A 17,557-nucleotide genomic window follows, 5' to 3' on the forward strand; every position below is an offset into this window, starting at 1 on the left:
AAATTAGATTTTAACATTAAACATTGAACTTTAAACCTTGAATATGTTGTGTTTTACTTTTTGCCTCTGAACTTCAATTCTTTGATTTAATTTTTCTTTAAATTCAATAAATTTTGGATCTTTTTCGTCGTCTGTTCGATGTTCTAAAGCTTTATTAATTTTAAAATTTTCTCTAATAAAATCTTTAGTTTCAGTTGAAAAGTAAGCTTCACCAAATTTCTCAAAAATATAATTAACGGCTTGTGAATTAGGATGTATCAAATCTTCTTTATAAAATCGATAATCCCGCAAATCATCCATTAAGATTTCGTAAACCGGCAAATAATGGCAGTTTTCAAACTGTGAACTCACTTCATGAATTGCCGTAATTAATTTTGATTTACTCAGTTGATTTTCGATCATTCCGTCTTTTGTGTGACGAACGGGTGAAACCGTAAACAGAATCTGAACATTTTCCGGACAAATATCATGAAGATTAATAATCGTATCGTAAATGGAATCTGTAAGTTCCTGATGCGTTAAAAGTCTTTTTTCAAAGAATTTTTGTGGAATCTTATGACAATTTGCAACCAGCTTTTTTTTAGGTTCAAATTCATAGATAAATGAAGTTCCATAAGTAATAATCACCCAATTGGATTCCTGCAAAAAGCGATTTCCTTCTTCTATTTTCGAATTGATTTTCTCTAAAGTCTGGTGAACGTATCTTGTATCAAAATTGGTGTGATGATCCAAAGAAATAAATTCGTCATGATAGGAAATCAGATCATCTTCATGATAAAATTCCGAATCATGAAGTCTTTTGACTGAATTATTAATCGAAAACGGATTAAAAATCGTCCCAAAAGGATTGTTTACCGTCTGAAGCTGACCTTTCTGAAACAAATCTGACATTTCTGAGGCAAAACAAGAACCTATCGAAAATATTTTATCTTCAATTTCAATTTTTTGTTGCGACGATTGTATGTCAACTTCTGTACGGAATTTCATATTTTTTGGAGTAGGATTTAGGTTTTAGGAATTAGTAAAAGGCAGTTTACAAACTAAGCCCTAATTCCTAAAATCTATTACCTAATTTAGCTTTCTCTTCTTAGCAAATAGTTAGCAAGTTCAGAGAATGGTCTTTTCTTTTCTTCGGGAACATTTATTTTTGCTAAATAACTTTGTCCGATTTCATTATGTTTTTCGATCAGACGTAATGCTTTCTCATCAACTCTTGTTCTTCTGAAAATCTTTTCAACACCATATACTTTATCGATGTTATCGGTCTTTTTAGAATACCAGTAATCTAATTCTTTACGCTCTTCTTCGGTTCCGTGTTCTCTTGCCAAAAGATAAAGTACCGTTTTTTTATTTTCATAAATATCTCCGGCATGCTTTTTTCCGAACTGAGCCTGATCTCCGAAAACATCCAAATAATCATCCATAATCTGGAAAGCGATACCAATGTGTTTTCCAAAATTGAAAATTGCTTTAGCATCTTTAAACTGTGCTTTAGCGATCATTGCTCCGATCTCAAAAGATGAAGCGCTCAAAACTCCGGTTTTATAAGTAATCATTCTGATATAATCATCAAACGTTACATTTTCCTGAGTTTCAAAATTAATATCATATTGCTGACCTTCGCATAGAAGTAAACCTGTATGTGTGAAAATTCTGACGCAAGCTTTAAAAATTTCCGGCTCCAAATCTTCAAAAAACTTGTATGCTTTCAACATTAGGCCATCTCCTGAAAGAATTCCTGTATTAAGACCGTGAATGGTATGAATAGTCGGTTTGTTTCTTCTTAGCGGAGCTTCATCCATAATATCATCGTGAATCAACGTGAAATTATGAAAAAACTCAATCGCCAGAGCCGGCTTTATCGCTTCTTTCTGATCACCACCAAATAAGTCGCAAGCCATTAAAACCATAATCGGACGGAGACGTTTTCCACCGTGCGAGATGATATAATTCATCGGCTCATACAGTTCTGTAGGTTTGTCTTTAAACGTATATTTAGTAATAGCATCAGCAACAATCTGTTGGTAGGTGTCTAAGAATTCCATAAAAGATTTTAATTTGAACAAAAATACGATTTTCTGAGGGGTTGTAAAACAAAAAACTTTGCCCAAACGGACAAAGTTTTGTATTGTGATAATTTTTTTTGTTTATGAAAAATAGGTAATTACCAAATAAGTAATTCCAGCAACAATCGCCGAGATAGGAATTGTTAACACCCAAGCCCACAGTAAGCTTACCGTGATTCCCCAACGTACTGCAGAGATTCTTTTGGTAAGACCTACACCAATGATAGAACCTGTAATGGTATGCGTTGTAGAAACCGGAATACCAAAGTGATCGGTGATGAAAAGCGTGATTGCTCCAGCTGTTTCAGCACTTACTCCTTCCAATGGTGTTACTTTTGTGATTTTCGTACCCATTGTTTTGATAATTTTCCATCCACCACTCATCGTTCCTAATGCAATAGCAATGAAAGAAACCAGAGGAACCCACATATAGTGTTGAGAGAAATAGTTGAAACGGTCTGCAGGTGCAATATTTAAATAAACAGGATCCTGCAACATATTTACATGATAGTAAATTAAAGCTGCACCAATAATCCCCATTACTTTCTGAGCATCATTCAAACCGTGACCTAAACTGAACAAAGCTGAAGACGCCAACTGAAGTCTCTTGAATGATTTGTCTGCTTTGTGCGGATTTGATTTTTTGTATAAATGAACAATAATTAAAGTGATGATAATTGAGATAATCATCCCGATAACCGGTGCCAGGAATATGAATAAGAAAATAGGAATTACTTTGCTGAATTTCACAACATCTTGGGTTGTTACTTTCATCATGGCTTCTTTTAGCGTAGCAAACATTCCCAAATCCGGTTGAGTTGCTACCACTTCGTTGTAATCCATCAGGAAAGCATGCATTAATGCTGCTCCCAAAAACCCACCAATCAAAGTATGTGATGATGATGAAGGAATACCAAACCACCATGTTAAAAGATTCCAGGCAATTGCCGCAATAAGACCTGAAAAAATTACTTCCAGCGTAATAAAGTTTTCGTTGACGGTTTTTGCAATTGTATTACCAATTTTAAATTCTCCGATAATATAAACTGCGATGAAGAAAGCTGCAAAGTTCCAAACTGCCGCCCAAAGAACCGCCTGAAACGGTGTAAGAACTTTAGTAGAAACAATGGTTGCAATAGAGTTTGCCGCATCATGAAAACCGTTGATGTAATCGAAGATTAAAGCTAAAGCAATAATAACCGTAAGTAAAATAGGAAAATCCATTTCTGTTATATTGTTTTATGCGTATTTAATCATGATGTTTTCAATTGTATTGGCAACATCTTCTGCTTTATCGGTTACTACTTCAAGGTAATTTAATACTGATGAAATTTTGATAATATTAATCGCATCATTGGTTTCAAACAATTCTACCATAGAATTTGAAAGAAGATCATCTGCAATATTTTCTATAGAGTTTACTTTGATACAAGCTTCTTTTACCTGCTCCATATTTTTGAAACCTTTAAGGTTTTTCATTGCATTCTGAATCTCAAGACAAGCTTTGTGAATCAACAATGAAAAATCTGCATAAGCCTTCATTAAAGGAGATTTGTAAAGAAAAATATATTTTGCAGACGCATAGATATAATCTGCGATATCATCTAAACCGGTAGCTAACGTGTGAATGTCTTCACGATCGAAAGGTGTAATGAAGTTTTTCCCCAATTCAACAAAGATCTCGTGAGTAAGCTCATCATTTTTGTGCTCGTAGTCGCTCATCAATTTTAGCATAGAATCATCATTCAGATCAAAATCTTTGATTCCGTGATTAAAATCGTTTGACATAGCAACCAGATTATCTGTAACTTTTTCGAAAAGCACAAAAAAGATTTTATCTTTTGGTTGAAAAGCGTGGAAAATATTACCAATGCCCATTTTATAGTATTTATAAATTCGTGTGCAAATTTCTTAAAAAACCATGTTACCAAAAAGCATCCAGCGTTAATTTTTGTTCACATTGAGGTAATATTTATCAGCTTAAAAAATGACGCACAATCAGCTTTTTTCTATAAACTTTGGAATCAACAACTTAAACAAGTGTTTACAAAAAAAGAGCCGACAAAAAATGCCGGCTCAAATTATATGGTAAGAATAAGATTAGTTAGCTTCTTCAGCTCTCATATCTTTTCCTTTAAACTTCATCGATTGGATATTTCCTAAAAGTTCATTTTTATAAGATTTTTCAATCTCAAAGAATGAGAATTTTTCAAGAATTTCAATATTACCGATTTCGGCTCTCTTGTTTCCTTTACTAGAAGTAGCTTTATTGATGATTTCTAAAACATCAAGTTTTTTCAACTGATCTTTTTTACCAAGATTGAAGAAAAACCTAGTCATGTTCTCATCTTTTTGTCTTGGTTTACCACCACGATCACCTCTTCTTTCTCCTCTGTCGCTTCTTCCGTCCCGATCTCCTCTAGGACCTCTGTCGCGGTCTCTATCTCTTCCTCTGTCACGATCTCTACCTCTGTCACGGTCTCTTCCACCTCTGTCATCATCTCTGCTGCTCATTTTCTGCTCCAGAATATCATGCTTGTCTTTGTAATACAAAGCAAGATCTTTAAGTTGGAACTGAAGTAATTTGTGCACCAATTCTTCTTTTGTAAATTCTGAAAGATCAGGAATCAATGAATCATCAAATTCAAAGAAATCTTTCTGTACTTCAAGTAAGTTTTCGAAAACACCTGCAACCTGAGCTTTTACGATATCTTCACCTGTAGGAATTCTAGCTTCAGCGATATCAATCTTCGTAACAGATTTTATCTGCTTCAATTTTCTGCTTTCTTCAGGTTTAATCAAAGAAATAGAGATACCATCTTTTCCGGCTCTACCCGTTCTACCACTTCTGTGAACGAATACTTCAGGATCATCCGGTAAAGAATAATGTACAACGTGAGTTAAAGAATCTACGTCTAATCCTCTTGCTGCAACATCAGTTGCTACCAAAATATCAATATTTTTCAGTCTGAATTTCTTCATTACCGTATCTCTCTGCGCCTGAGAAAGATCACCATGAAGAGCATCTGCTGCATAACCATTCTGCATCAAGAAATCGGCAACTTCCTGAGTTTCCATTCTTGTTCTACAGAAAATAATTGAATATTGGTTCGGGTTTGAATCGATCAATCTCTTCAAAGCCTCTTTTTTATGACGGTAACCAGCCACATAATATTCGTGCTTAATATTCTTCTTAACTTCGTTAATAGAACCCACAGAAATACGGTGAGGTTTTGTCAAATAATTTTTTGAAATTCTCTCCACTTCTTTGCTCATCGTTGCCGAGAACAAGAAAGTTTGTTTTGTTTCAGGAGTTTCTCTCATAATGGTTTCCAACTCGTCTTTGAAACCCATTGAAAGCATTTCATCTGCTTCGTCTAAAACCAACCAGTGAATTTCTGAAAAGTCTAATGCCTTTCTGTTAATCAAATCGATCACCCTTCCCGGAGTTCCCACAATAATCTGCGGCTTCTCCTTCAAAGAACGAATCTGATCCACAATACTGCTTCCACCGTAAACTGCTGTAGTTTTGATGTTCTGCATGTACTTTGAATAATTTTTGATGTCTTTTGTAATCTGAAGACATAATTCTCGTGTCGGACAAAGCACCAAAAATTGGATTTTGCGACTCGTATCGTCAATCATATCCAAAATCGGAAGCGAAAACGCTGCTGTTTTGCCTGTCCCTGTCTGCGCAAGTGCGATTAGATCGCGAATATCTGAAAGAATAAAAGGGATAGTCTGTTTTTGGATTTCTGTCGGGCTTTCGTAACCCAGTTCGCCAATGGCCTTAAGGATATCAGGACTTAAATTGGTCTCCGTAAATAAATTCATTAAATATTATAAAATTTTTGCAAAGATACAGCTTTTATTTGGATATTGAATTATACAATATTAACGAATTGATAATTTTATTTTAGAAAACCACAATCATTTTTATATTTAGACAAAAAAACAACAGCTTTTTTATTTTTAATTTAAAAATTTTTCAACAATAATTACAATTGCTGAATAATACATTTTACAGATTAATAATTATGAAATAATGAAAATATTCTTCTTTACTATTTTCAATATTATTATTTAAATTTGATAAAAATTTAAAATATGGCATCGCAGATATCCCCTAAAATATTCGATTTTTTAAAACTCATCGAGAAAAATAACAACCGTGAATGGTTCAATGATCACAAAAATATTTTTCTTGAAGCCCAATCAGATTTTCAGGATTTCACTGAAGAACTAATTGCCGAAATGGGAAAATTCGATGAAAATATTTTAAAGCTTGATGCTAAAAAATCATTGCTAAGAATCTATCGTGATACCAGGTTTTCAAAAGACAAGACACCTTACAAAACGTACTTCGGCGCATCACTCGGAATGGGAAAAATGAATACCAAAGCAGGTTTTTATCTTCATGTAGAATCTGGAAAATCTTTTTTAGCAAGTGGAATTTACTTACCTGAAGCTCCTATTTTAAAAGCAATTAGAAAGGAAATCTCTCTATTTAAAGATGATTTCCTTAAAGCCGTAGAAGATAAGGACTTCAAAAAAGTGTACGGCGAACTAGACCCGGAGCACAAGTTGAAGAATGTTCCGCAGGGTTTTGAAAAGGAAGATCCGATGGCAGAATATTTAAAACTGAAAAGCTTCATCGGGGTTTATAATATCACCAACAAAGATCTTTCTGATAAAAATGCAATAAAAAATATTTCTAAGATATTTGAGGCTGCAAAACCTTTAAACGATTTTCTAGATACCTCAATTTCAAATGCTCAAAATTAAACAACAGCAAAATAAACACTGATAATCAAACGATTACAATTAAGAATTTTTAACAACAATTTAACATTTTTCATTACCTTTGCTGGTCGTCAAATTTCCATACAATGTCTTTATACCAGCAACTCGCAGAAAAACTACAGTACATAAGCCCAAGTTTTTACAAACAGAGATATTTTAAAAGTTTAAAAAATCTTACAAAAGAAAATTTTTCAGGCCGTAATGTAGAACCTGAACTTGTTTGGATTAAAGAATATCTGCAAAACGACGCTGTAATTTTTGACATCGGAGCCAATGTAGGCACTTTCCTTTATCAGTTTGAAAACAAGCTGAATCACAAGAACATTTACGCTTTTGAGCCTAATAAAAAACTCAACATCAGACTAAAAAGACTTTTTCCGTCGATGAATATTTCTTCTGTGGCACTTTCTGATGAAAATACAACAGCACAGTTTAAAGTTCCGATTATCAAAGGAAAAATGGTTGCTTCGAGAGGCACGCTCAATACTTCTTACAAAGAGAAAGACGAAGAAAACAGCTATACAGAAACCGTAGAAGTTGTAAAACTGGATGACTGGGCAAAATCTAAAAATATCAAAAAAATAGATTTCATCAAGATTGATGTAGAAGGAAACGAAATGAAAACTCTTTTTGGCGGAAAAGAAACAATACAAAAATTCAAGCCGACTTTAATGGTTGAAATGGAACAAAGACACCACGATCAACCGATCTGGAACGAGATTTCTGAGGTTGAAAACTGGGGCTTTGAAGCGCATTATTTAAACAGGAAAACATTTACCCTCGAAAAACTGACGGAAGAAATCCTATTAAAAAACATCAGTGACGAAAAAAATAAAACAGAGTACATCAACAACATCATTTTCATTAGTAAAAATCAATAAAATCTAAGTATGAGTGTAGTTGCAAGGCAGGGTTTTAAGTATTCCATCATCGGATACGTCGCGACGTTGATCGGGATGTTCTCCATCTTTATTTTCACCAACGACCTCTTTTTTTACGGAAAACTAAGATACATTATGTCTGCTGCAGAAATGCTAGTTCCTTTTGTTGTGTTGGGAATTTCGTATTCGAATGTGAAATTTTTTGGCAAAGCTCACGAAGATGATAAGCACCAAAATATGCTATCGCTTTCTTTGGGATTGGTCGGTATTAATTTCTTAGTATTTCTTATTATTTTCTTTCTTATTCCGACTGTTTTTCCTGAGTTTACCAAAATGAAAATCTGGGAAAGCAAAAAGTACATTCTTCCGCTCGTTTTAACGCTTTCTTTATGCGCAATTTTCAACAGATATATTTCCAATTACAAGAGGATTGTTGTTTCTAATATTTTCGATAATCTTTTGCCCAAATTAGCAAATTTGGGATCTTTCTGCCTGTTCTTTTATTTTCAGTTTTCAGAGCAGATTGCATTGGCCTTTTTCTTCGGAATGTTTGCCTTAATGCTTTCAGGATACATCTATTACACGAACAAACTTGAAAAAATAAACCTTGATTTCAGCAGAGACTACTTTAAGAAAGACAATTTTTATAAGGAATTTGCAGCGTATAGTTTCTTTGGATTTTTAGGAACTTTCGGAAATCATATGGCGATCAACAATTATATGATTGGTGAGTTTATTGGTGAAGAAGAGATTGCAGTTTACAGTATTTTACTCGCTCTTATTTCTTTGATTTCAATTCCGCAATTGGGGTTATTTAATATTTCTGCACCCATCATCCGAAAAAATTTAGCTGATGGAGACATGGAAGATCTCGACAGATTCCATAAAAAAACATCGTTAACTATTTATTTCCTGGGAGCTGTATTGTTTGGTTGCATCATGGTTGGATTCCCATATTTAACGCATTTCATGCCTAACAAAGGAGATTTATTAAGGATGTACGAACCCGTAATCTGGATTTGGGGCTCTGCTGTTTTAATGGATTTAGCGACTGGTTTTAATGGCAACATTATCTCGCTTTCAAAATATTACAAATTCAATATTATCGTAATGCTTTTATTGGCTGGTTTAACGATTAGCTTAAACTGGTATTTCATCAACCACACTGATCTTTCGCTGATTGGCATTGCTCTTTCAACCGCAATTTCAGTGACTATTTATAACCTTATTAAAGTTATTTTCAATTATTTCGTGTTTAAGGTTTCCCCTTTCTCTATTGAAATGATTTTTGTGTCGATTATCTGTACTTTAGCGATTACGGTAGCGATTGTTTTGCCTGTTTTTGATAATAATTTCATCAATTTAGTCTATAAACCTGCAGTCGTTTTAATCTTAATATTTATTGGAAATCATTTCACCAAAATATTCCCAATTGAAGATTATCTGAATATGAGATTTATTAAAAGTATTTTGAAATTTAAGTAAGCTTTTTAAGAAGGTTTTCTAAATTTTCGAGAACAGTTTGCTTGCTGTATTCTTTCTGAAAATCATAGTTAAAATTCTGCAATTCATAAAACTGTTCAATAACATTTTCTTTTTCGGTAACAATAAAATCAAGATCTGAAGTATAATTTGCGGGGAAAACTGCGATTTTACCAAATTTTATTGCATCACCAATATTCCCGGTCATTTTTGTTTTTCCGTACACTTCTTTTTGGCTGAAAAATTCGGTTTGCTGTTGAATCGGACACCATAAAACATCTGCTTTTTTCATCCACACTTCAAAATCTTCCTGAGAAACTCTTTCTTTGAAATGCTTTATAGTAAATTGATCGGATACTTTTTTAATTGCATCCAGTTCTTCTCCTTTTGTTTTACCTAAAAGCACAAATTCAATATTTTCAGTTCCTTTCGTTTTTTGAATTACCTCTAAAACATGCTGATAATCTCTTCTTTTTTGAGAAACTCCTCCCGGAATTACAACAATTAATTTTTCATTCTCATTTTGAGCAAATTCTTTAGCGTAAAAAAGCGGTAAAAATTGATATTGCTGTGAAGAAAATTCTTTATCCAACACCAAAAGATGCTTTGATTTTCTGTACACTTTTGAAGCATTGAATAAACCTTCTTTCCACCATAATTTCAGTCGGTAAACAACATCTTCCTTTAAAACATTTTTGATTAAATCTAATTTGGAAGCCTTTGAAAAATTGAGATTATGAACAATGACAGCGGTTTTATATTTATTGGTAATATTCAGAAAAGTATTGAAATATCGATGAACCGTTCCAATAATTATGAGATCATATTTTTTAGATTTAAGCTGATCTAAAATCATTGAATTATCCGACAAAAAGAAAGGCAAACTATGAGTATCAATCTGATTTCTAATTCGTTCAGAAAAATAATAGTCCACGGAAAATTCTTTTGAATCTTCCATTAGATCCATAAAATCGGCTGCAATTTCTGCGTGAGTATCGATTTCTATGTAAGCTATTTTTTTCAAAATGAAAATTTAAAATTTAGATGTTAAGTTTAGGCTAAAGCCAATGAAATGATTCTATTTTTTTAAATGGGCTAAAGCCCATTCCTATTGAAATTTAAAATGAGTCACATTTTAAACCATTTCTTTTTAAACATGTCCCAACGTTGTTTATTGATAACCTTTTGCTCGTCTTTTGAAATTTTCAATTCAAGATTTTGAGATTTGCATTTTTCGTATGAACTGATAATCTGAAACAAAAACGAAGGCGATTTTATTTTTGCAGCTTCTTTAGCTGCCGCAACATAAGTCAGAAAACGGTTTAAGCCTAAAAAATAAAAATATCTGCCGTAATAATCTGCTGGTTTTATGGTATAATCTGCTCCTTTTACTTTAATTAATTTCACATGTAAATTAGGAAGGACAATTTCTTTCCAGCCTAAATTTTGAAGCAAAATTGCATCAATATTATCCCAACCTAACGTTTCACGCAAACCTCCTATTTGAAGAAAACATTCCTTTCTGTAAGCTTTCATCGGGCCACGAACATGATGTTTATTGGAATTCCCTTCATACACCCATTCTCCGTTTTTTTCGACATACAAAAGTCCGCCGACCAGACCATAATCAGGATTTTTTATAAAAGAATCTGCAACAGTTTGTAGATAATTTTCAGCCAGAATAATATCTGAATCAAACTTGCAAATAATATCAAACTGATTCAGATCCTGAGTCTGCAACCCTTTTTTAAAAGCCGCAACAACTTTTGAACCCGGTTGATGCAATGACTTTTCCAGATTAATGGTTTCAAATCGGGAATCCTGATCCGTATACTTTTTAATGACTTCTGAAGTCTTATCTGTCGAGCCATCATTCACCACCACCACTTTAAAATCCTTAAAACTTTGCTGTTGTAAAGAATCTAAAGTAAACGGAAGATTATTTTCCTCGTTGTGTGCAGGAATTATGAGTAAAAATTTCAATGTAAAATTATCAGATGAAAATAATTGGTAAATGATAATATTCAACAGTTAGCTTGCATCAATTATCATTTACCAATTATCGTTAATATTATTTATTGTGCGGTTTCAGCATATTTTTAGGATCCAGAATTTCATCTAATTTTTCCTGCGAAAGTAAGTTCTGCTCCAAAACCAAATTATAAACACTTTTACCGGTTGCTAAAGCTTCTTTTGCAATTTTTGTAGATTGTTTGTATCCTATGTAAGGATTCAAAGCGGTTACAATTCCGATACTGTGTTTTACCATATTCAGGCAAACATCTTTATTGGCAGTAATTCCGATGACACATTTTTCACGAAGCGTTTCTAAAGCGTTGCACAAGAAATGAATATTCTCCATAATCGCATGCGAAAGTACAGGCTCCATTACATTCAACTGCAATTGTCCCGCTTCAGCAGCGAAAGTCACGGTAAGATCATTTCCAATCACTTTAAAGCAAACCTGATTAACCACTTCCGGAATTACAGGATTTACTTTTCCAGGCATAATAGATGAACCGGGCTGCATCGGAGGAAGATTGATCTCAGATAATCCCGCTCTAGGTCCTGAAGAAAGCAATCTTAAATCATTACAGATTTTAGAAAGTTTCACAGCAAGGCGCTTCATTGCTGAAGAATAAATCACGTAAGAACCTGTGTCTGGAGTTGCTTCAACCAAATCTGGAGCTGAAACAACCGGATATCCTGTCAATTCAGCTAAATTTTTAGCACAAAGCGTTGCATAACCGATTGGAGCGTTGATTCCTGTTCCGATTGCCGTTGCGCCCATATTGACTTCAACAAATAGATTGGCATTATTATTCAGTTTTGAGATATCTTCTTCTAAAGTTGCCGCAAAAGCTTCAAATTCTTGTCCCATCGTCATCGGAACAGCATCCTGAAGCTGCGTTCTTCCCATCTTAATGACATCATGAAACTCTTTTCCTTTTTCGCGGAATGCATCAACGATTCCTATCAATTTTTTCACCAATTTTTCGTTCATCTGCAACAATCCCATTTTTATTGCAGTAGGATATGCATCATTGGTAGACTGTGAAAGATTGATATGATCGTTTGGTGAACAGAATTCGTATTCACCTTTATTTTTACCTAATTTTTCTAAAACACGATTGGCAATCACTTCATTAGCATTCATGTTGATAGAAGTTCCTGCCCCACCCTGAATCATATCTACCGGAAATTCACTGTGAAACAATCCACCGATTAATTCGTCACAGGTTTCTGAAATTTTAAAATACAAATCCTGATCTAAAAGACCCAATTCATAATTGGTTTTTGCAGCTGCTTTTTTCACATAAGCCAAACCTTTGATAAATTCAGGATATGATGATAACAGCTGTCCTGAAATTTTGAAATTATCTATTGCTCGCTGAGTCTGAACTCCGTAATAAGCATTTATCGGTACATTTAGTTCACCGAGTAAATCACTTTCTTGTCTGAAATTTTCCATTAAATAGTATTTAATAGTTTTAATATTTGATTCATAAAAAACGCACCGTGAAGATGCGCTTTAAAATTTATTTTGTAGGATATTTTTCATTTAAAGCCTGAAGAATTGCCCATGTTTCGGCATCCATAATCCCGTCGTAATTCTGAGGCCTGAAATGATATTGTAATGCTTCGATAGTTTTTTTTGTAACATCATCCCATTTTCCGTTAGGAAAAACTTCGTAACCAAATTTCTGCAATGCAGTCTGAACCAAAAAGATAAACGGAGTTTCATTATATCTCATTGAAACATCCGTCTGCGCCGAAGTAAGAAAACTTTGTTTGGCAGCTTCATCATACCACATTCCGATCTGATATTCATCGTATAGTTTTTTCCATGGAAACTGTGGACCCGGATCTTGTTTTCTTGCCGGAGCAATATCTGAATGCGCCAAAACATTGGTTGCAGGAATATTATATCTTTTCACAATATCTTTAGCTAAAGCCGCCACTTTTTTGATCTGATCATCGCTAAAAGGCTGAAATATCTTTCCGCCTGTCGCATCTGCCGTGTATCCCATATTTACAATTTCAATTCCTATTGAAGTATCGTTCAGATTTTTATCTGCGCGCCACGCACTTACTCCGGCATGATAAGAACGTTTGTTTTCATCCACCAATTGATAGATCTCATTATCTCCTAAATTATTTACCAGATAATGTGCGCTCACTCCTTGTTGTGTAAGAACCGTTATCGATTTATCATCGGGTAAAACAGTATAATGCAAAATCAGATATTTTTGTCTGAAATTTTGTGCAATCGCAGGGAAATAAGTTTTTACAACTTTGTATCCGGCAGGTTTTGCAGAAACAATAGAACCGTAACTGGCTGTGTTATCATTTTTGGTTATATCTGCAATATTGGTTGTAAAAAACTCGGCTCCACTTTCTTTTGTAATTTGTGGTTTATTTTTTTCCTGAGAAGCAGAATTAGTTACAGTTTTTGGTTGTGTGACTACTGTTTTGGGACGGTAAGTATTTTTTTTAATATTTTTTTGTGATGTACACGAAAAAGCGAATATACTTAAGCCGATGATATATAATGTCTTACGCATTAGTTTAAATTTTTAATCATTTATCAGCGTAAAAATACACAATTTTTTTCTGAATTTTATTTGGTAAATAAAGAAATCTATTCTATATTTGCACTCGCAATAACAGAACAAAAGATCTTAAAAATACATAATAAATGGAGAGTTGCCTGAGTGGCCGAAAGGACATGTTTGCTAAACATGCGTACTGGAAACGGTACCAAGGGTTCGAATCCCTTACTCTCCGCATTTATTATTCTCGGGGCGTAGCGTAGTCCGGTCATCGCGCCTGGTTTGGGACCAGGAGGTCGCAGGTTCGAATCCTGCCGCCCCGACTGTTTTGGTAGTTTTCTCAAAACTATTCAATGGGTGCGTAGCTCAGCTGGATAGAGCATTCCGATTCTCGGAACGGTCAAGGCTGAAACATTCGCTTAAAAGTTTAGTAATTTCTTAAAATTACAAATGGGTGCGTAGCTCAGCTGGATAGAGCATCTGCCTTCTAAGCAGACGGTCTCAGGTTCGAATCCTGACGCGCTCACTCAAAACTCACAATTTTTATTGTGAGTTTTTTTGTGTACATTAGTTTCATGTGTTTTTGCTACATCCTTTATTCTAAATCTCTTGACAAATATTATATTGGAAGTTCCTGTGAGGATTTACAGGAAAGATTAAGAAAGCATCTTTCAAATCATAAAGGCTATACTTCAAAAACTAAAGACTGGATTATTGTGTATTTTGAAAAATTCTCTGATAAAAGCTCTGCATACAAAAGAGAATTACAAATCAAATCATGGAAAAGTAAGATCAAAATGATTGAATTAATCAAGCGTTCAGCTGGATAGAGCACCCCGATTCATCGGGACGGTCTCAGGTTCGAATCCTGACGCGCCACAATTTCTATTGTGAGTTTTTTTATTTACATTAGTTTCATGTGTTTTTGCTACATACTTTACTCTAAATCTTTTTATTATTTAGATAGTAAATTTTTCCATTTAATCTTCTACAAACTTTCTTCTTGCTGCTTTGATTCCAAAATAAAACATCACGATGACAGAAATTCCTAAAAAGTAAAATGACAATTTCCAGGAAGCATCGTAATCATGCAATTTACCGAAAACAGCCGGTCCGAAAGCAGCTATCAAATATCCTACAGATTGTGCCATTCCTGAAATTTTAATCGCATTGGCACTAGATTTTGTCCGCAAAGAGAAAAATAGAATCGACAAACTAAACGACAAACCATTTGATAACCCTAATAACACCGCAGTTGCATAAATCCATTCTGACTTTAGCCAAGCAAACATCAGAATACTCGCAAGCATCAACACAGAAATAAAAACAATCATTGCTTTTTGATTTTTCATTTTACTTGCGATAACAGGTCCTACAAAAGTAATCGGTATCATCGAAATCTGTATAATAAACAAAACCCAGCCAGGTCCATTCCCCTGCATTCCGTAATCACCAAGAACAGCAGGCAACCACGAAATTAGTGAATAATACACCAAAGACTGAAGCCCCATAAAAATACTGATATTCCAAGCCTGAGCAGATTTAAACATATTAAAATCAGACTTAACAAGCGAATTTCCGGTTTGTTTTAGCCTGGATTTATTCAGTAATAATTCTAAAATCACTACAAATAATGCCAACAATGCAATGACAAGCCAAACTCCCAAAGAACCGCGCCATCCATAACCCGTCCATTCACCAAGACTTACACTATATCCTGAAGCCAAAGCAGCTGTAAGATTCATTGAAACAGCAAAAATACCGGTCATTAAACCTATCTGTTTCGGGAAATTATTTTTGATATAACCAGGTGTAATTACGTTTCCGATGCAAACTCCTAAACCTATAAATATTGATCCTGTAAATAAAGTCCAGACTGATCCGAATACTCTCATAAAAAGCCCGAAGCTCAGAATAATTAAAGCATACAACAAAAACCTATTGATACTGAAGCGATGCGAGAATCTACTCACCAAAACAGAACAGCTTGCAAACATCAGAAGCGGGATCGATGTAAGCATACTGCTTTGTAAATTGTTTAAATGAAGCGAACTACTAATCTGATTGAGAACAGGGCCTACAGAAGTGATAGGAGAACGAAGATTACTGGATACCAAAATCAAAACCAACACATTTATAATCAATACGATATAAGAGGATTTTCTTATTATTTTGTTTTTCATAATACTTTATAAAAATTAATATTACAAAAGTAGCTTTGTTATTTTATATATATTTGCCATAATATTAATCTAAAACGACATGCTTTCCGGAAAAACCTTATCTGTTGACGATATTTACAAACCTTATTTTGTTTGGTTTGAAGACAACTGGACACATGATAATGTGGTGCATAAACACGAAAAAGCGCAATTAATTTATGTAGAAAGTGGTTTTCAATATTTAACAGTGAATGGAAAAATTTATCTTTTGCCACAAAATCATGTTGCCTGGATTCCGCCCAATGCCATTCATAAAACCAATTCACATTCTGAAATGATCAAATTGATGATCATCTTTTTTGAAGTAAGTAAGAGTGATTTGTTTTATCACGACGTCAATATATTTTCGGTTCCTCCCGTTCTCAAAGAAATGATAAAATATGCCGAAAAATGGTCTAGAAATATAGAAGAAAGTGCCGATGAAAATATATTTTTGAAAGCATTATATAATGAGCTCCCCAACTTCGTAGCAAACGCTATTCAGTTGCATATCAGTCTTCCGGACGACAAACGCCTTACCAAGGCTATAAAATATCTGAACAATAATTATACTAAAGATCTTAAAATGGACGAACTAAGTGAAATAGCTGCTTTGTCGCTCCGTTCTATCGAAAGAATTTTTAAAAAAGAAACAGGCCTTACTTTGAGTAAATACCAACAGATGCTCCGTATTATTAAAAGCCTCGAACTTCTAAGCGCTCATAAATGGACAATCTCTGAGATCGCTTATAAAGTAGGTTACAAAACTTTGCAGGCTTATACAAACAGTTTTAAATCTGTAATGCAATACAGTCCGAGTGATTTTTTGAAGACAATTTAATGTGACTATAGCTAAAAATTGTCTGCTTTTGTATCATTAATTCGGAAAAGAAATACCATTTTCTTAGATTCCAATTTGCAATAATCTTATTTCTCGATTTTGCAAACCTTCATTAAGGCTCAATATTTAAATCAGCTAAAAGCCTTTTTAATACAATTAATAAAAAAATTATAAAAATATTTTTCATTTCATATTTTAAGATAAGTTAATGGTTATGAATACTGTAAGGACAATAAAAAAGAAGACATTCAATATTGATCAAAAATTATTGTAGATTTTATTTTGAATTATAAAAAAATATCCTATCTTTGCACCCACAAAAAACAAGGTAATTCTTGTTAAAGATGACCTTTAATCGGGGCGTAGCGTAGTCCGGTCATCGCGCCTGGTTTGGGACCAGGAGGTCGCAGGTTCGAATCCTGCCGCCCCGACTGTTTTAGTAGTTTTATCAAAACTATTCAATGGGTGCGTAGCTCAGCTGGATAGAGCATTCCGATTCTCGGAACGGTCGAAGCTGAAACAATCACTTAAAAGTTTTAGTAATTTCTTAAAATTACAAATGGGTGCGTAGCTCAGCTGGATAGAGCATCTGCCTTCTAAGCAGACGGTCTCAGGTTCGAATCCTGACGCGCTCACTTAAAACTCACAATTTCTATTGTGAGTTTTTTTGTGCGCATTAATTTCATTCTATATACTTGAATTTAGAACTTTAGAAAAAAATTAATTATCA

Annotated in this window: 15 protein-coding genes and 6 tRNA genes; 11 read left to right on the forward strand and 10 right to left on the reverse strand. The window is 34.0% G+C overall.

All coding sequences use genetic code 11. The features are described 5' to 3' along the window. Positions 1-30: 30 nt before the first annotated feature. The 5 genes from OH814_RS16785 to OH814_RS16805 all read right to left on the reverse strand — a co-directional run bounded on the left by OH814_RS16785 (position 31) and on the right by OH814_RS16805 (position 5,900). Positions 31-987 carry a GSCFA domain-containing protein gene (locus OH814_RS16785; RefSeq protein WP_308828949.1) on the reverse strand — a complete coding sequence of 319 codons (957 nt, stop codon included), beginning with the start codon at positions 985-987 and terminating at the stop codon, positions 31-33. 86 nt (positions 988-1,073) lie between these two features. After that, entirely contained in the window at positions 1,074-2,045 is a 972-nt protein-coding gene (locus OH814_RS16790) for a polyprenyl synthetase family protein (RefSeq protein ID WP_076563090.1), read from the reverse strand. Between the two features lie 102 nt (positions 2,046-2,147). Then, the gene (locus OH814_RS16795) at positions 2,148-3,290 is read right to left on the reverse strand and encodes an inorganic phosphate transporter (RefSeq protein WP_076563100.1); all 1,143 of its coding nucleotides are present in this window, start codon (positions 3,288-3,290) and stop codon (positions 2,148-2,150) included. 15 nt (positions 3,291-3,305) lie between these two features. Then, complete coding sequence (locus tag OH814_RS16800) at positions 3,306-3,944, reverse strand: DUF47 domain-containing protein (RefSeq protein ID WP_074229593.1); 639 nt, start codon at positions 3,942-3,944, stop codon at positions 3,306-3,308. A gap of 222 nt (positions 3,945-4,166) precedes the next feature. Continuing rightward, positions 4,167-5,900 carry a DEAD/DEAH box helicase gene (locus tag OH814_RS16805; RefSeq protein WP_076563102.1) on the reverse strand — a complete coding sequence of 578 codons (1,734 nt, stop codon included), beginning with the start codon at positions 5,898-5,900 and terminating at the stop codon, positions 4,167-4,169. A gap of 273 nt (positions 5,901-6,173) precedes the next feature. Here OH814_RS16805 and OH814_RS16810 point away from each other — a divergent pair, with 273 nt between their 5' ends. From OH814_RS16810 to OH814_RS16820, 3 genes are all read left to right on the forward strand, one after another. Beyond that, entirely contained in the window at positions 6,174-6,851 is a 678-nt protein-coding gene (locus OH814_RS16810) for a DUF2461 domain-containing protein (protein WP_076563104.1), read from the forward strand. A gap of 104 nt (positions 6,852-6,955) precedes the next feature. Continuing rightward, positions 6,956-7,750: an FkbM family methyltransferase gene (locus OH814_RS16815; RefSeq protein WP_308828950.1), complete on the forward strand. Its 795-nt coding sequence runs from the start codon at positions 6,956-6,958 to the stop codon at positions 7,748-7,750. A 9-nt stretch (positions 7,751-7,759) separates the two neighbouring features. Beyond that, positions 7,760-9,235 carry a lipopolysaccharide biosynthesis protein gene (locus tag OH814_RS16820; RefSeq protein ID WP_115619767.1) on the forward strand — a complete coding sequence of 492 codons (1,476 nt, stop codon included), beginning with the start codon at positions 7,760-7,762 and terminating at the stop codon, positions 9,233-9,235. Here OH814_RS16820 and OH814_RS16825 read toward each other — a convergent pair. The 4 genes from OH814_RS16825 to OH814_RS16840 all read right to left on the reverse strand — a co-directional run bounded on the left by OH814_RS16825 (position 9,228) and on the right by OH814_RS16840 (position 13,797). Further along, complete coding sequence (locus tag OH814_RS16825; protein WP_308828951.1) at positions 9,228-10,256, reverse strand: hypothetical protein; 1,029 nt, start codon at positions 10,254-10,256, stop codon at positions 9,228-9,230. The genes OH814_RS16820 and OH814_RS16825 overlap by 8 nt on opposite strands. A 104-nt stretch (positions 10,257-10,360) precedes the next feature. Beyond that, positions 10,361-11,215 (reverse strand): glycosyltransferase family A protein, encoded by an 855-nt coding sequence (locus OH814_RS16830; RefSeq protein WP_308828952.1) that lies wholly within the window; start codon positions 11,213-11,215, stop codon positions 10,361-10,363. Positions 11,216-11,303: 88 nt separating this feature from the next. Then, entirely contained in the window at positions 11,304-12,704 is a 1,401-nt protein-coding gene (gene aspA, locus OH814_RS16835) for an aspartate ammonia-lyase (RefSeq protein WP_308828953.1), read from the reverse strand. A gap of 67 nt (positions 12,705-12,771) precedes the next feature. Then, the gene (locus OH814_RS16840) at positions 12,772-13,797 is read right to left on the reverse strand and encodes an N-acetylmuramoyl-L-alanine amidase (protein WP_308828954.1); all 1,026 of its coding nucleotides are present in this window, start codon (positions 13,795-13,797) and stop codon (positions 12,772-12,774) included. A 136-nt stretch (positions 13,798-13,933) separates the two neighbouring features. On the opposite strand from OH814_RS16840, the gene OH814_RS16845 reads away from it, so the two are divergent. The 5 genes from OH814_RS16845 to OH814_RS16865 all read left to right on the forward strand — a co-directional run bounded on the left by OH814_RS16845 (position 13,934) and on the right by OH814_RS16865 (position 14,664). Continuing rightward, positions 13,934-14,020, forward strand: a tRNA-Ser gene (locus OH814_RS16845). Positions 14,021-14,033: 13 nt separating this feature from the next. Then, positions 14,034-14,108 (forward strand) — tRNA-Pro (locus tag OH814_RS16850). A 129-nt stretch (positions 14,109-14,237) separates the two neighbouring features. Further along, positions 14,238-14,311, forward strand: a tRNA-Arg gene (locus OH814_RS16855). 49 nt (positions 14,312-14,360) lie between these two features. Beyond that, complete coding sequence (locus tag OH814_RS16860; protein ID WP_308828961.1) at positions 14,361-14,615, forward strand: GIY-YIG nuclease family protein; 255 nt, start codon at positions 14,361-14,363, stop codon at positions 14,613-14,615. Next, positions 14,600-14,664, forward strand: a tRNA-OTHER gene (locus OH814_RS16865). The genes OH814_RS16860 and OH814_RS16865 overlap by 16 nt, the downstream gene beginning before the upstream one ends. Before the next feature lie 101 nt (positions 14,665-14,765). Here the strand turns inward: OH814_RS16865 and OH814_RS16870 are convergent. After that, the gene (locus OH814_RS16870; RefSeq protein ID WP_308828955.1) at positions 14,766-15,968 is read right to left on the reverse strand and encodes an MFS transporter; all 1,203 of its coding nucleotides are present in this window, start codon (positions 15,966-15,968) and stop codon (positions 14,766-14,768) included. A 79-nt stretch (positions 15,969-16,047) separates the two neighbouring features. Between OH814_RS16870 and OH814_RS16875 the strand changes: the two genes are divergently transcribed. From OH814_RS16875 to OH814_RS16885, 3 genes are all read left to right on the forward strand, one after another. Next, positions 16,048-16,827: an AraC family transcriptional regulator gene (locus tag OH814_RS16875; protein WP_308828956.1), complete on the forward strand. Its 780-nt coding sequence runs from the start codon at positions 16,048-16,050 to the stop codon at positions 16,825-16,827. A gap of 356 nt (positions 16,828-17,183) precedes the next feature. Further along, a tRNA-Pro gene (locus OH814_RS16880) sits at positions 17,184-17,258 on the forward strand. 130 nt (positions 17,259-17,388) lie between these two features. Beyond that, positions 17,389-17,462 (forward strand) — tRNA-Arg (locus tag OH814_RS16885). Positions 17,463-17,557 lie beyond the last annotated feature (95 nt).

It is taken from the genome of Chryseobacterium sp. CFS15 (assembly GCF_031118795.1).
In the GTDB taxonomy this organism is placed as follows: Bacteria; Bacteroidota; Bacteroidia; order Flavobacteriales; family Weeksellaceae; genus Chryseobacterium; species Chryseobacterium indoltheticum.

What these genes read in the sequence shown, in the direction of transcription:
- OH814_RS16785 (WP_308828949.1), bottom strand. Translation starts at nt 987, where the DNA reads ATGAAATTCCGTACAGAAGTTGACATACAATCGTCGCAACAAAAAATT.
- OH814_RS16790 (WP_076563090.1), bottom strand. Translation starts at nt 2,045, where the DNA reads ATGGAATTCTTAGACACCTACCAACAGATTGTTGCTGATGCTATTACT.
- OH814_RS16795 (WP_076563100.1), bottom strand. Translation starts at nt 3,290, where the DNA reads ATGGATTTTCCTATTTTACTTACGGTTATTATTGCTTTAGCTTTAATC.
- OH814_RS16800 (WP_074229593.1), bottom strand. Translation starts at nt 3,944, where the DNA reads ATGGGCATTGGTAATATTTTCCACGCTTTTCAACCAAAAGATAAAATC.
- OH814_RS16805 (WP_076563102.1), bottom strand. Translation starts at nt 5,900, where the DNA reads ATGAATTTATTTACGGAGACCAATTTAAGTCCTGATATCCTTAAGGCC.
- OH814_RS16810 (WP_076563104.1), top strand. Translation starts at nt 6,174, where the DNA reads ATGGCATCGCAGATATCCCCTAAAATATTCGATTTTTTAAAACTCATC.
- OH814_RS16815 (WP_308828950.1), top strand. Translation starts at nt 6,956, where the DNA reads ATGTCTTTATACCAGCAACTCGCAGAAAAACTACAGTACATAAGCCCA.
- OH814_RS16820 (WP_115619767.1), top strand. Translation starts at nt 7,760, where the DNA reads ATGAGTGTAGTTGCAAGGCAGGGTTTTAAGTATTCCATCATCGGATAC.
- aspA (WP_308828953.1), bottom strand. Translation starts at nt 12,704, where the DNA reads ATGGAAAATTTCAGACAAGAAAGTGATTTACTCGGTGAACTAAATGTA.
- OH814_RS16840 (WP_308828954.1), bottom strand. Translation starts at nt 13,797, where the DNA reads ATGCGTAAGACATTATATATCATCGGCTTAAGTATATTCGCTTTTTCG.
- OH814_RS16860 (WP_308828961.1), top strand. Translation starts at nt 14,361, where the DNA reads ATGTGTTTTTGCTACATCCTTTATTCTAAATCTCTTGACAAATATTAT.
- OH814_RS16870 (WP_308828955.1), bottom strand. Translation starts at nt 15,968, where the DNA reads ATGAAAAACAAAATAATAAGAAAATCCTCTTATATCGTATTGATTATA.
- OH814_RS16875 (WP_308828956.1), top strand. Translation starts at nt 16,048, where the DNA reads ATGCTTTCCGGAAAAACCTTATCTGTTGACGATATTTACAAACCTTAT.